The organism is Pseudomonas putida (assembly GCF_030159595.1).
Taxonomy (GTDB): domain Bacteria; phylum Pseudomonadota; class Gammaproteobacteria; order Pseudomonadales; family Pseudomonadaceae; genus Aquipseudomonas; species Aquipseudomonas putida_AC.
Window position 1 is genome coordinate 418220 of sequence record NZ_BSKJ01000004.1, and the last position, 12734, is coordinate 430953.

At 54.5% G+C, this 12734-nt stretch carries 12 protein-coding genes; 6 read left to right on the forward strand and 6 right to left on the reverse strand.

What is annotated here, in order from left to right; translation table 11 throughout:
* Positions 1-2: 2 nt before the first annotated feature.
* Complete coding sequence (gene paaF, locus QQL85_RS11855) at positions 3-776, reverse strand: 2,3-dehydroadipyl-CoA hydratase PaaF (RefSeq protein WP_284353562.1); 774 nt, start codon at positions 774-776, stop codon at positions 3-5.
* Positions 777-1121: 345 nt separating this feature from the next.
* Between paaF and paaY the strand changes: the two genes are divergently transcribed.
* A complete protein-coding gene (paaY, locus tag QQL85_RS11860) occupies positions 1122-1721 on the forward strand; it encodes a phenylacetic acid degradation protein PaaY (RefSeq protein WP_284353561.1) in 600 nt (199 codons plus the stop codon).
* A 77-nt stretch (positions 1722-1798) separates the two neighbouring features.
* A complete protein-coding gene (paaX, locus tag QQL85_RS11865) occupies positions 1799-2722 on the forward strand; it encodes a phenylacetic acid degradation operon negative regulatory protein PaaX (RefSeq protein WP_284353560.1) in 924 nt (307 codons plus the stop codon).
* A gap of 137 nt (positions 2723-2859) precedes the next feature.
* Here the strand turns inward: paaX and rfaD are convergent, their stop codons facing one another.
* Positions 2860-3891 carry an ADP-glyceromanno-heptose 6-epimerase gene (rfaD, locus tag QQL85_RS11870; protein ID WP_284353559.1) on the reverse strand — a complete coding sequence of 344 codons (1032 nt, stop codon included), beginning with the start codon at positions 3889-3891 and terminating at the stop codon, positions 2860-2862.
* 395 nt (positions 3892-4286) lie between these two features.
* On the opposite strand from rfaD, the gene QQL85_RS11875 reads away from it, so the two are divergent.
* Positions 4287-5366 (forward strand): hypothetical protein, encoded by a 1080-nt coding sequence (locus tag QQL85_RS11875; RefSeq protein WP_284353558.1) that lies wholly within the window; start codon positions 4287-4289, stop codon positions 5364-5366.
* An 88-nt stretch (positions 5367-5454) separates the two neighbouring features.
* Here QQL85_RS11875 and QQL85_RS11880 read toward each other — a convergent pair whose 3' ends face one another.
* Positions 5455-6546: a hypothetical protein gene (locus QQL85_RS11880; protein ID WP_284353557.1), complete on the reverse strand. Its 1092-nt coding sequence runs from the start codon at positions 6544-6546 to the stop codon at positions 5455-5457.
* Positions 6547-6802: 256 nt separating this feature from the next.
* Between QQL85_RS11880 and QQL85_RS11885 the strand changes: the two genes are divergently transcribed.
* Both QQL85_RS11885 and QQL85_RS11890 read left to right on the forward strand, forming a co-directional pair.
* Entirely contained in the window at positions 6803-7045 is a 243-nt protein-coding gene (locus QQL85_RS11885; protein ID WP_284353556.1) for a hypothetical protein, read from the forward strand.
* Positions 7046-7518: 473 nt separating this feature from the next.
* Positions 7519-8127, forward strand: coding sequence for a DUF262 domain-containing protein (locus QQL85_RS11890; protein ID WP_284353555.1), 609 nt, complete (start codon positions 7519-7521; stop codon positions 8125-8127).
* Positions 8128-8211: 84 nt separating this feature from the next.
* Here the strand turns inward: QQL85_RS11890 and QQL85_RS11895 are convergent, their stop codons facing one another.
* The 3 genes from QQL85_RS11895 to QQL85_RS11905 all read right to left on the reverse strand — a co-directional run bounded on the left by QQL85_RS11895 (position 8212) and on the right by QQL85_RS11905 (position 11581).
* Positions 8212-8811: a hypothetical protein gene (locus tag QQL85_RS11895; RefSeq protein WP_284353554.1), complete on the reverse strand. Its 600-nt coding sequence runs from the start codon at positions 8809-8811 to the stop codon at positions 8212-8214.
* Between the two features lie 105 nt (positions 8812-8916).
* Positions 8917-9984 (reverse strand): UvrD-helicase domain-containing protein, encoded by a 1068-nt coding sequence (locus tag QQL85_RS11900; protein ID WP_284353553.1) that lies wholly within the window; start codon positions 9982-9984, stop codon positions 8917-8919.
* Positions 9977-11581 carry an ATP-dependent nuclease gene (locus QQL85_RS11905; RefSeq protein ID WP_284368770.1) on the reverse strand — a complete coding sequence of 535 codons (1605 nt, stop codon included), beginning with the start codon at positions 11579-11581 and terminating at the stop codon, positions 9977-9979. Before QQL85_RS11905 ends, QQL85_RS11900 begins: the two co-directional genes overlap by 8 nt.
* 149 nt (positions 11582-11730) lie before the next feature.
* Here QQL85_RS11905 and QQL85_RS11910 point away from each other — a divergent pair, with 149 nt between their 5' ends.
* A complete protein-coding gene (locus QQL85_RS11910; protein WP_284353551.1) occupies positions 11731-12510 on the forward strand; it encodes an HNH endonuclease in 780 nt (259 codons plus the stop codon).
* Positions 12511-12734: the final 224 nt, after the last annotated feature.

Below are 12734 nucleotides of genomic sequence, written 5' to 3' on the forward strand. Positions count from 1 at the left end.
GATCAGCGGCCTTGGAAACGGGCCTGGCGCTTTTCCTGGAATGCCCGGATGCCTTCATCGCGGTCGGTGGTGCCGGCAAGCAGGGTGAAAGCGTGGCGTTCGAAACGCAGCCCACTGGCCAGGTCGGTATCACCGGCCTTCAGTAACGCCTCCTTGGCCAAGCGAACAGCCAGAGGCGCCTTGGCAGCGATGCTGCGGGCAACCTGCAAGGCGCGCTCCACAGTGAATTCAGGCTGAGTGACTTCGCTGACCAGGCCGGCCTGCAAGGCGTGGCGGGCGGTGATCGCTTCACCCGTCAGAACCATCTGCATGGCCAACGGCTTGCCGACTGCGCGCAACAGGCGCTGGGTTCCACCAGCGCCGGGGATGATGCCGAGGTTGATTTCCGGCTGGCCAAAACGGGCGTCGGTGCCGGCGATGACGATGTCGGCGCACATCGCCAGTTCGCAACCGCCACCCAGGGCATAGCCGTTCACTGCTGCAAGCAGCGGCTTGGGGAATGCGCCGATGTTTTGCCAGTGGACTACGCGAGGGTCGTTGAGAATGCCGACCAGATCGCGCTCGGCCATCTCGCGGATGTCTGCACCTGCAGCGAATGCCTTGCGGCTGCCGGTGATCACTACGGCATGTATCTGCTCGTCGTCCCCGGCAACCTGCAGCGCAGCAGCCAGTTCTGCCAGTAGCTCGGTGCACAGGGCATTCAACGCCTCGGGCCGTTGCAGGGTAATGAGCTGAACACCGCGTTCGGGCGCCTGCACATCGAGATATCGCGGCATGTCGGGTTCCTCTGGCTACACGCACGGCACATCGTGGCGCCGGCATTTCTTGGAATTATTTTCAGGGGCGTGATGCTGGATCACGACCATGTGCAGCAAGTATATGCATCATGCGATACATTAATGCAATCAGTAAAATTGTTTCATGTATCCCTTTATAGAGATCCAGACCCTGCTGAAAGCGAGCATTACCGCTCAGTTAAACGTTTCATCTAGGTTCTTAACGACTAGAAAGCCAGAAATTACCTAATTGACCATACCCACGAGAAGCGATACAGGATTGACTACCAGGAGGAATGTAATACAAGATTTATCGGCATTTAAAATCATTTCAGGAGTGTTTCCATGCCTTGCTATCGACTGGACGGCCTGACGCCCGTGGTACATCCGTCAGCCTATGTGCACCCCAGTGCAGTGCTGATCGGCGATGTCATCGTCGGCCCCCGTTGCTACATAGGCCCATTGGCTTCGCTACGAGGTGATTTCGGCCGCATCGTGCTGGAGGAGGGTGCCAACCTGCAGGACACCTGCGTAATGCATGGTTTTCCGGGCGGCGATACAGTGGTCGAACGCAATGGGCATATCGGACATGGCGCCGTGTTGCACGGTTGCAGAGTGGGCGAGGACGCCTTGATCGGCATGAACGCGGTGGTGATGGACGGTGCGCATATCGCACCCCGCTGCATTGTTGCGGCTACCGCGTTCGTCAAAACCGGCTTCGAATGTGAAGCTCAAAGCCTTGTAATGGGCTCGCCAGCCGATGTGAAGCGGCGCCTGAGCGAGCAGGAGTTGGCCTGGAAGCAACGCGGCACGACGCAATACCAGCAGCTGGCGCAACGCTGTATGAACACCATGGTCGAATGCCCACCACTGGCCGAAGCCGAACCGGGAAGGCCGCGCATGGAAGATAGCGGCGTCAGGCCCAAAGGCCAGGCAACGGCATGAGCCTGGTAGCGTCACGCAATGGTCAGGCGACCCGCCGTGCAGGTATAGTCGGTGCTTTATCCGTGCACAGTTCGCCCATGAGCAATCTTGCCCCACTGAACAACCTGATCACTCGCTTTCAGGAGCAAACGCCGATCCGCGCCAGCTCCCTGATCATCACCTTGTACGGCGATGCCATCGAACCCCACGGCGGGACCGTTTGGCTAGGTAGCCTGATCAACCTGCTGGAACCAATCGGCATCAATGAACGGTTGATTCGCACGTCGATCTTTCGACTGACCAAAGAGGGTTGGCTCACCGCTGAAAAGGTTGGACGGCGAAGTTACTACAGCCTGACGGGCACGGGTCGCAGGCGCTTCGAAAAAGCGTTCAAACGCGTCTACAGCCCAAGCCAACCCGCTTGGGACGGGGCCTGGACGCTAGTGTTGCTGTCGCAACTGGAGGCAGGCAAACGCAAGGCCTTGCGTGAAGAACTGGAATGGCAAGGGTTTGGCATAATGGCGCCGAACCTGTTGGGTTGCCCACGGGCAGACCGTGCCGACCTGGCTGCCACGTTGCGCGAACTCGAGGCCAGCGACGACAGCATCATCTTTGAAACCCACACCCAGGAAGTCCTCGCGTCAAAAGCCATGCGCGCCCAGGTGCGGGAGAGCTGGCGTATCGACGAACTGGGGCAGCAGTACAGCGAGTTCATCCAGCTGTTCAGGCCGCTGTGGCAGGGGTTGAAAGAGCAGCCGCTGCTCGACGCACAAGATTGTTTCCTGGCGCGCACACTGCTGATCCATGAGTACCGCCGTTTGTTGTTGCGCGACCCGCAACTGCCAGAGGAGTTGCTGCCAGGGGATTGGGAGGGAAGGGCCGCACGACAGTTATGCCGCAACCTCTATCGGCTGGTGTTTGCAAAGGCAGAGGAATGGCTGAACGCAGCACTGGAGACGGCTGACGGTCCATTGCCGGATGTTAACGATAGTTTCTACAAACGGTTTGGTGGATTGGCATAAGCGCAGAGCGCTGGCATTTATCGGCCATTTTATATAACTACGCTAAATGACTATTTAGTGTAGTTAACGGCCAAAATTAACCAGATTTTCTCTATCTTTTAGAAAAATAGCCCACCTTGCGGGGATTATTCGCAAGACTAAGCCTCCGCCGCATGCGTGAATGGAGCAGGCGGCGTACTCTGGATTCCCAACAACCAGTCGCAGTAGCGGGCCACGCCTTGCTGGACTGTCAATGTTTGTGCCTTGTACCCGGCAGCGCGCAAGCGCTCGAGGTCGGCACAGGTAAAGCACTGGTATTTGCCACGCAAATGATCAGGAAACTCGCAGTACTCCAGCACACCCTCGAACAAGGCCATCTCAAGTGACAACGGGGGTTGGTCTTGTCGATCACGCAGCTGATTGATCACGGCCAAAGCAACGTCATTGAATGGCTGGGCGCGACCGCTACCAACATTGAAGATACCGCTCAATTGTGGGTGATCAAGGAAGAACATATTAACCTTGACCACATCATCCACAGAGACGAAATCCCGCAGATGGCCACCGCTGGGATAATCTCCATATCGGCCGAACAGCGTCACTTTTCCGTGGGCCTGGTACTGGTTGAAGCAGTGCAGGGCCACTGACGCCATGGCACCTTTGTGCTGCTCATGGGGGCCATACACGTTGAAATAGCGCAGGCCGACGATCTGGCTGCGTGCTGCAGTCAACGCCCGACGCACCTGTTGATCGAAGAGAAATTTGGAGTAGCCATAAACGTTCAGCGGGCGCTCGCATTCGCGCTGTTCGCGAAAATCCCGTCCTGCACCGTATACAGCCGCCGATGATGCATATAACAGCGGAATTTGCTGATGCTGCGCAGATACAAGCAATTCATGGCTGTACCGGTAGTTGTTATCCATCATGAAACGACCATCAGCTTCCACGGTGCTTGAGCACGCACCCTGATGCAACACTGCGCGAACCTTGCCAAACTGACCACGAGCAAAGCGATCGAGAAAATTGTCCTTGTCCAGGTAATCAGCGATTTCACTGTCGGCCAAATTGCGAAATTTGTCGCCATCGGTCAGGTCATCGACCGCGATAATTTCCGTTTCGTTACGTTGGTTCAGCGCCTGGACAAGATTGCTGCCGATGAAGCCTGCGGCGCCGGTTACGATGATCGTCATGCCAGATTCCGCGTAAGGGTGCGTAGCCCGCATTTTAATCATGGCAACCTGAGCCAACCTTAACCTGGATCAACGATTGTGCCCGTAAGGATGAAGTAGGCGCTTGCGCTGGCTTAACATCTGGCCGCCCACGGCGCCGTGCGGATATTCAATGTGCCCCATAATGCATATTATGTTAAATCATGTATTGGGATTCCTCTCTAATAGGTGTTCATTTTCACGATCCTGTGAGCTTTCTACCAAAAACCTGTGTTCCCTTCAGATTCATAGGCCTGCGGTGCACCTCTCTCGTCTAGTCTAGATCCACATTTCGGAAACCTGTGTGGGCTAAGGAGACGCGTCTTACCGGCTACAATCTCTAGTAACTGCACAATTTTACGATGCTGGTGCCCCGCATGGTGTCGCCGTTTGTCCCTTTTCCGATCTTCTGCCCGTACGACCAATGGCGTCCAATTGGGCTCAGTCAATTTCCTGAAAATACCGATGTGACGGCCAAGCTTGAGGATGTGGTGTCATCTAGTCTCCCATTCATCAGCGTCTGGTACTGTCAGCGTTACCTTGCCTGGCTTGCACATAGCTGGAGACCAGAGCAAGCTAATGAGGCGTATTACTTCGAAACCATTCACCTTGAGCGCTTGTTGAACTGGTGCTTCTCTCAAGGGCTATCGCTGCTGGATCTGAAGCCCCTCGAGATCGAGCGTTATGTGGCATTTTTTTGCAATCCACCTGCTAGCTGGTGTTTGCCGAGTTCCAGTTTAAAGTTTCTGCCAAATCCACTGCTGAATTACGGAGCTTGGCCAATAAACCAATACTGGCGCCCATTCTTATCAGCGTCTCGCGATGTTTCACGCCAACTGGGCTTCGCTCAGATCGTGATCAACCGTTTTTATAAATTCTACTATCAAGACGTCTCAGTTCTTGAATTTGAGCCTGCGCTTACAGGCTTGTTTGCTAAGCATAAGCCGAATTTCAAAAAAATGACTGAATTTGAAATGGATTGGTATATGAATAGCCTCGCGCATCTCCCATATGGTGAAAAATACAAGCTCATCGCTATGGTGTATTTCGCACTTGCTAGGTATTCACGAAATTCAAGAAGGCGCTTAATGGGAAGCACTAGAAGCCCTGGGCTACTAAACCAATTTTATAGAAATTCCGCAGGCGAATGGATCGAGACACTGCCTAGCGGCTCATCTCGAGCTTTAGGAGGTCAATTTAAGCTAATTTTTGAGCAGTATCTCATGCATTTGGAGCTGGATCCCGAAAAGCCCTTACCTCCTGTCAGGCTTTTCGCAACCTCTCCAGAAGGGAAATTTGCAAGAAAATGCCGCGTAAATTTGGTAGAGCTTGCTATGGGAACTGGCGACCCAAGGGTTAGAGACGCAGTCGAAAAATACCAGAGGATTTCTTTTTCGACCTTGCGTAAGTCGTCAGTTATAACTCCAAGAGGTGACCCCAGAGGGTGGTTGTTCTGAATAGCGCCAGACGAGCTCTGCGCTTTTCATATTCCGCAGGCACAAAGAGGAAGGCGTGCGCCCTCCTCTTTGCTAAGGTCGTGAGCCTTCAGCTCTTTTTGAAGAGCTGCTCGAACTCTTCAGTCGACATTATCTCCACGTCCGAAATAGGTTTCAGGGCGCGTAGGTTTGTCTGCTTCATGAGCATTGACTTCGAGACCTTGTGAAAAACAGATTCTATTTTCCCGCGCGATTGCTTAAGACGATTGGAGGGCTGAGTGATTTCAATCCCCGCTTCTAGGGCCATTTGCTTAATCCGTGCAGACGTAAAATCGTGACCCAGATCAAGCTGGAAGATATGGTAATCGTTGCTTCCATTTCCTCCATCATTATGACCATGCACAGCCGAATCTAGCGCATCGGTCAAAGCATCGACCTCTACAACTTCTTGATTGCCAGCAAATGAAACGGCGCTTCCAAGGACGGTACCAGAGGTGATATGGGCGACGACAGCTACTAACGGGCGAACAACTGAGCCGTCATCCCTTTGAACCAACTGATCCACTTGCATGCTGTCAATAATCGCCGTGACGTCCGCGGCTGGCTTGACTTCCCTCAAGATCAATCCAGATCGGCCAGCTTTTGCATGAGTGAGCAGCACATCGATTTTCTGAAGCTCAGCGTCCGACGCGATGCTCTCCAGTGATACTTCAGCATGGACGTGCCATAAGCGACGCGCTTCCCAGATTGGCTCATAAAATGAAAGGCGCTGGCCAAGGCTGAGCTTGTAGCTCGAGCGCCAATCTGGCCCGAGGTGCAATCCCTGTGGCGGACTATTTGTCAAAGCTGCGATTACTGCGCTGATGCCATTACGCTCAAGGTAAGCGTCCACGCTTGGGAGAACCTGAGCTGGCAGGCATTCCTCCAGCGCCGCGATGCACGTGGGCAGCATCTTACCTGGGAGCTCGAACAGCTCAGCTGCCCGGCATTCGCCAAGCTCCTGGTGGAGGACGATGAATTCTGCGTCGGACAGATGGTGCTCAAGATCTTGATCATCCTCTTCGAGTTTGAGTGCCCTGTAGGTTTGGTAGCCAAGGAGTGCAGCCAGGACTTCCTGAAGTTTCGCGTGTCCCACTTCGATGCCCGCAGCGAGAAGTTCCGCTTTAGCATGTCGAGCAGCATGGGTAAGAATGTTGGCCATCTCATGATCCTCAATCACTGCCTTTGCTGCTGGTCGCTTTATCTGTCGCAAGACAGCTAAGTCACAAGATGTTGGAAGGAAGTGATGGGTGAAGAACCTCTTTGAGTCGACCAGAGCTGAGGTGAGGCAACCTTGATTAACCGTAGTACAGAGGTTGGTCTGACCACGCAGTCGCCGACGGGCGGAATTTGGCTGCAGGCCCTTCAATCATCTAAGATCAGCCCCCGCTCAACTCAGCCACGAGGCAACTTGCGTTATGAACTTCATGTTTCGTATCTGGAATTTCCTCTTTCCTGATCGTAGGTCTGAAGCCGAGATAAGGCGTGAGCGCGAATTCATCGAGGCTGTTAACAAGCTTAAAACGCTAAGGGTCGAGCGTGGTGTGATGTCGATCGATCCGGAAGAAATCCGTGACCAAGTCTTGCGGAGCCGTGAAGCTGCGAAGCATTTGGTGGATCCTGCGCACCGAAAGCGCTCAAGAACAGGGGCTGAGGACTGACAGCCTCATCAGCACCCTACCCTAATTGCCCTCTTTTAGCGTGCCCCAACGGGGCCGGCTGTTGTGAACCAAGCCACCGCTAGGCGGCCGTCTTGGCCCTTCGGGCTGCCATCCTCACGCCTTTGGCCGTAGGCCTGCGCGCTCCGCTTGCGCGGTGAATAGATATTCTTCTCGTGGCATCTGCCACCTTTAGCAACGATATGTGAACGGAGCAATCGCTGAATTTCAAATTTAATTACGGCTCACGCGGTCAATCCAAATGTTCTTTATACGGTACACGAAGCTATTTCCCGTACCGTATAAGTAACACTACGTTGCTCTAGAGTTTTTGTATTCGCCTGTCGCTGGGTGAGACTCGACTTGTATCGAGTTTTTAGTAGTAGCAGTTATGCTATCTTGCTGAGCGTTAATGCGCGCCGTTATCTAAGCCCACTTTATGCGCGCAGCTCAAAATTACTGCTTGTTGAGACCTTATGGCTTCTAATCACCCAACATTCCAGATCTTCAGCGGCACCGACGATACTAGCTGCATCTGTATGCCGCAAAACCACCTTGCTTCCACGCTCTACATGCATCAGGTACACACACTGGCGTCCAACCTCGAGAAATTTTCGGCCGACCCTGCCAAGGCACGCGCCCAATACCCATGGGCGATCCGATTCGCCATGGGTCATCCCCTCGCCCCCTGGCAGCGGCCGGCTGTATGGATAGACGAGCAGAAGGTCAGGTTCATTACCTCGATTTGGATGGGGGCAGACCTTGGCTCGTACCTCGTCAATGAGTGGTATGCGTATGCCGATCGCACTGGAGCGTTTGCGATCAATAGTGAGGTGCTGCTGGACGGCCAACAACGCCTTACCGCTCTAGAAGGTTATCTGCTTGGGGAGTTTGGCGTGCCCGATGCCCTAGGCCAGGTGAGGTTCTGGTCTGAGTTGGGCAATGCAGAGCGCCGGCGATTCCTCAACATGCCTTTTGCCCAGGCCCGGGTGCACTCGGATGATGAAACGGCGCTCAGACAGGCCTACGATCTTAGGGCGTTTGGTGGCACGCCTCACACCGAAGACCAGCGAGCATCTGCATAACCGGTCTCAGCTAAACAGAGGGCTCCAGCAAGGGGCCCTCCTTTTGATCTCCAATGCCGCCGCTTCCCGCGCGGCCAGAGATCATCAGCCAGTCCGGCAGGCCTCACCTAAAGCTGCCTTTGGAACGCTGTGCCAACGAATCGACCTTCCGTTGACCTCCCACGTCCTGTGCTTCAGAACGAAGGCTGCGCGTGCTAGCCCGAGATACAGCAGCTCTACCTGTGTCAGAGATAGTTGGTGATGCGATTCCCCCAGCTCGAGTTCAAATTCATCCTGCTGGGTGACCTTGATGAAGACGACGTTCTTCGGATAATCAGGATCCTCGCCCTCACCCTCATAAAGCCAACCCATCGCAAGAAACTTCACGTCTGTGAAATCGGCTGATCTCACTTCACTCACACCGAATTTGTTTGATTGAGGCGCGCTTGTGAGGGTCACTGATTCAACCTGGTGCTCTGCCCAAGGTGTGACGGTGTCCGCTCCTGATCGCAAAGCGGCTTCGTAAAGGCTTGATGCAAGCGCGTCTGCTTGTACCGCGGAGAGATCGTAGCACTCGCCCCCAAGCGTCAAGGAGATACGGTTTCCATCTGATGTGTGTACCGCTGGCAGCGATGAGTCGTTGCACGATTCGATCGGTTGGGCAGGGTCGATTTTTGAAGGTGATGCGGTGGTTTGATCAGTCAAGCTACCAGTCTCGATTTAGAGGTCTTCACTACAAAAACGGTACAAAATCGCGAAAACTTTAGCCGGACTGGCAACTTTTTTGATTGGATGGAGCGGTTCAAGTGGTCAGGGTTCCCAGACCGGCAGAGTCGACTTGCCCGGCTTGTCGATCACGATTGCAAGGCTCTGCTTTGCGCGTGTTGCAGCGACATAAAATGCGGCTGCAGAGGTGGCTTCGAGGCAGGCTCCCTTCTGAATGAAAGCCGTGATTGGCCCTGTGGGTACGACTAGCACACGCTCGAACGTCGCGCCCTTGGAGACCTTGAAGTTCATATAGTCGAGGGCAAACTCCTTGCCGGATGCTGCCATAGCACGAAGGCATTGCGGTCGGTACTGTTGAACGTATTGGTCAACGTGCTTTGAGTGCACCAGGAACACACCGTCATGGTCTGAGACCTCGTGGTTTTCTGAGGTGGTTCCAGGAAAACCCCACGATGCATCAAAAATGGTGTCAGAGAACGTTGCAATCTCCGTTCGACAGCGATAGGTGACTGTCGCGTAGTTAATGCTCAACAGCCCTCCTTGCTCGCGTTCCTGGAACCATTCAAGAGCGCCGGCGTAACCATATTGCTTATTCTTCTGGCCTCTCGGGTTGGTCGACAGCACGGCCTGGCGAACATCACCGACCATGCGAACGTCGATTCGAGATTGCAGCAGATCATGGATGATCTCCCAGTCGTAACCACTCAGATCCTGAACCTCGTCGATCAGAATCTCGTCGTAGAGATGCTCCAGGCGGCGAAGCAACGCAGGTGTTGCAGCCATTAGCTCGCGCGCCAGGCGGCCGAGCTCGCAGCCGTAAACCTGGTTGCTTCCGTCCATGAATCTTTGCTTGCCCTTGGCGAACCTGTAGGGGCGCCCTTCGAAATTGAAGCCCCCTACCCGTTCACCGGGAAATTTCACCGGCAGGAACGGCTTCGCAAAGTGGCGAAGTAAAAACGTGTACCAACCCAGCACCTCGATGTTGTGGAGATCACCAGCCTGTGCTCGAAGCCGATGGGAAAGCTCTTGCTGATTTGTCTGGGTAAACGTGGCGACAAGGACGCGGCGATCACTGGGCAGACCTTTGCAGTGATCTACGAGGCCTTGGGTTTTTCTCCCTCCGGCGACCGCCAGGGTCAGATGGTTAGGCATTGTGAATGAACTCCGCCGCGGCCTTCATATAGGGAGGTGGGCTGAGGGCTTCGTCAGACTCGGCAATTCGAATCGCCCCCTCCGTTTTCTCACGTGTCATCCACGTCGCCAGGTTAGCTGCATCGGTGATGCCGAGGGTCTTGCGCAGTTGAGGCTCGCCATTGGCAGTAATGAGTTGAGGCTCAAGAGTCGCGCCGTCGGCTACCTCCCCAATGAAGAGATCTCTGCGCTTCGCTTCCAGCCATTGCTCAACTGGTTTACGGAGCTCAGTCGGGTCAATGCCATCGTTGTCTCGCATTACGGCGACCGGCTTGTTGATCGCAGCACAAAGCTCTAAGCACCGAGCCAGTGCTAGCCCGCGCATGCTGATGACATCAATGCCATGGGCCATCGGGCGAGCCCCGTACAGATCCTTATAGACACGCTCGAAGATGATCTCATCGGATGGCCCCTCAACCAGGACGACCTTTTTCGCTAGCACGAGACGGAGGGTGTCGTAGCCTGGAAGCTTTTGGAAGTAGCTCACCGTTGTCGGATCGAGCTCCGTGATCTTGGCCGCGCTGTTACGGTGGAGTAGTAGCAACGCATTGAGGCCAAGCCGGTTCAAAACGTAGGTGCTGTGGGTAGAGATGAAGAGCTGCTGCTCCTCCGTGGCCAGGTCTTCAATACGATCGAGCAGTGTCGTTAGGCTGGTGTGTGAGAGGTGGTTCTCCGGCTCCTCTATCATCACGATTTTCACGCTTGAAGAATGCCGTTTCATCGCGAGAGAGATCTTGATAGCGGCTTGCTGTCCTTGGCCGGCCATCGCGAATGGGAGGCCATCGACGTGTGGAGTGACCACGCTATCCCAGGATGTACGGGACGTTTGATCCATTGCTAGCGCCATAGGCTCAGACTGCAGGGCAGCACCAAGACCCTCGAGGCGCTTGTTCACCGGCGCCAGCGCTCCTTCAGTCATGGATGCTTTGACGCCTCGATAGTCCAGCGAGATTTGCGCCTTCTCAGCTGGCTCCAGGTGATCGCTCAGAATTTGTCGTAGGTGATAATCAACCCCAGCAGCGGACTTGACCGTCCGAGAATCGATCGTGGCCACCGAAAGCGCCCGCGGGCGCCGAGTGAGCTCGTTGTCAGCAAACGACCGCCATTCATAGGTGTAATACTCAACGGGCAGCAGGGGTGACGGATCCTTGAGCCACTGATCCAGCTCATCCTGGTATTCCTCGTTCGGGAAAATGGAGAGGAATACCCCCGGACACACGTTGGTCGGCACGTCCGCATTCACTGCACCGAGTAGCACCTGCAAATCGGCTACATCTTGCAGATAAAGCTCAATCAGGATCTCCGGGAGCTTAGGCGTCTTCCCTGCGTCCCGTAGGGCCAGAAACTCAGCCACCATTTGAGTGTTGAACCAGTGTGGGTTCAATTCTTCGAGAATCCCTCGCCCACCTATCCGGCCGTTCAGCGCCAGCGAGATGGCCTCCATCAATGTGGACTTCCCTGCGTCATTGTCACCGACGAGGATGTTCACGCCCGGGTTGGGTTTAAGCTCGAAATCTTTGTAGATGCGGTACCCACGGATGCGGATTTTTGTGATCACAGTCGACATTCCTTGGCGAAGTGCTTTTGTATGGCGCTTTGATGGCCGTGTGGCCTGATGCTATAAGCGAAGCGCTAACGTTGTCGACTCCGTCACGTTCCGTACGTCCCTCACCACTCCTTCCGGCACTCCACGCACAGGATCTGCGTATGACTACTCCTTACTACCCAAGCCGCAAAGCGTTCATAGAGTCCTTGGGGGCGACGTGTAACAACTGGACTTGGAGCTGGTCGTTTGTGAATCACCAGGAGCGCAAGATCATTTTTGGCGCATGGGATATCCACATAAGTGGCGGTCGTTCGCTCATCCTCAGCGAGGATTGGGAAATCGAGAATGGGCGTCGCAATCATGGTTACTCGCAGAGCGTCGAGCATCTCAGGTTGGTTGGAGAGGAAAGATACGAACTCTATACGTTCAAGATTACACACTCGGATGAGCGCCAGGATGAGGACGGTGCTGGCCCTGCAAAGATCAAAGATTCTGAGCGCTCCATCACGCGTAAATGGCTATTGAAGCAGGATGGCGACTGGTTTGCGTACGACGAGCTGCCGATGCCTGCACTCCCTGAGGAGGTCAGTCAGCCCGAGTTATACATTGAGGGCGCTGTCCGAGAGGTAACGGTTAATGCCTATGAGCGTAGCGCTCAGGCTAGGGCTGCATGTATTGATCACCACAAGGCGGTTTGCGCTGCGTGCGAATTCGACTTCGGACTGGTTTACGGCGAGGTTGCCGAGGGGCTTATCCATGTCCACCACATCGTTCCTTTGAGTACGATCGGCGGAGAGTACAAGCTTGATCCAATAAAGGATTTGATCCCGCTGTGCCCGAATTGCCATGCGGTGGTGCATCGTGGATCGGAGGTTATGAGCATTGCGAAGCTTAAAGAACACCTGGCTGAAGCAAAGAGGCGCTCCGCCCCTGTGGCTTGATCTCATGGTTTGTAACGCGGTTTTTGGAATGTAACGTGGTCGACGTTACATTCCAGAAATTACGTTACAACCCCCAAGCCTCGGGCCTCTAAGCCTATTCGTCAGCCATCGCTGCGAGGTTTCCGGCGAAGTGCGATTAGCACGCGGTGATAGAGAGAGGCGCTTGCAGATGGTGCATTGCTCTGAAAGTACGCAGAAGCGATGAACTCGTAACCTCTCTACTC

Bases quoted from the DNA above. Each gene is read 5' to 3' on its own strand.
- paaF (WP_284353562.1), bottom strand. From the start codon at position 776: ATGCCGCGATATCTCGATGTGCAGGCGCCCGAACGCGGTGTTCAGCTC.
- paaY (WP_284353561.1), top strand. From the start codon at position 1,122: ATGCCTTGCTATCGACTGGACGGCCTGACGCCCGTGGTACATCCGTCA.
- paaX (WP_284353560.1), top strand. From the start codon at position 1,799: ATGAGCAATCTTGCCCCACTGAACAACCTGATCACTCGCTTTCAGGAG.
- rfaD (WP_284353559.1), bottom strand. From the start codon at position 3,891: ATGACGATCATCGTAACCGGCGCCGCAGGCTTCATCGGCAGCAATCTT.
- QQL85_RS11875 (WP_284353558.1), top strand. From the start codon at position 4,287: ATGGTGTCGCCGTTTGTCCCTTTTCCGATCTTCTGCCCGTACGACCAA.
- QQL85_RS11880 (WP_284353557.1), bottom strand. From the start codon at position 6,546: ATGGCCAACATTCTTACCCATGCTGCTCGACATGCTAAAGCGGAACTT.
- QQL85_RS11885 (WP_284353556.1), top strand. From the start codon at position 6,803: ATGAACTTCATGTTTCGTATCTGGAATTTCCTCTTTCCTGATCGTAGG.
- QQL85_RS11890 (WP_284353555.1), top strand. From the start codon at position 7,519: ATGGCTTCTAATCACCCAACATTCCAGATCTTCAGCGGCACCGACGAT.
- QQL85_RS11900 (WP_284353553.1), bottom strand. From the start codon at position 9,984: ATGCCTAACCATCTGACCCTGGCGGTCGCCGGAGGGAGAAAAACCCAA.
- QQL85_RS11910 (WP_284353551.1), top strand. From the start codon at position 11,731: ATGACTACTCCTTACTACCCAAGCCGCAAAGCGTTCATAGAGTCCTTG.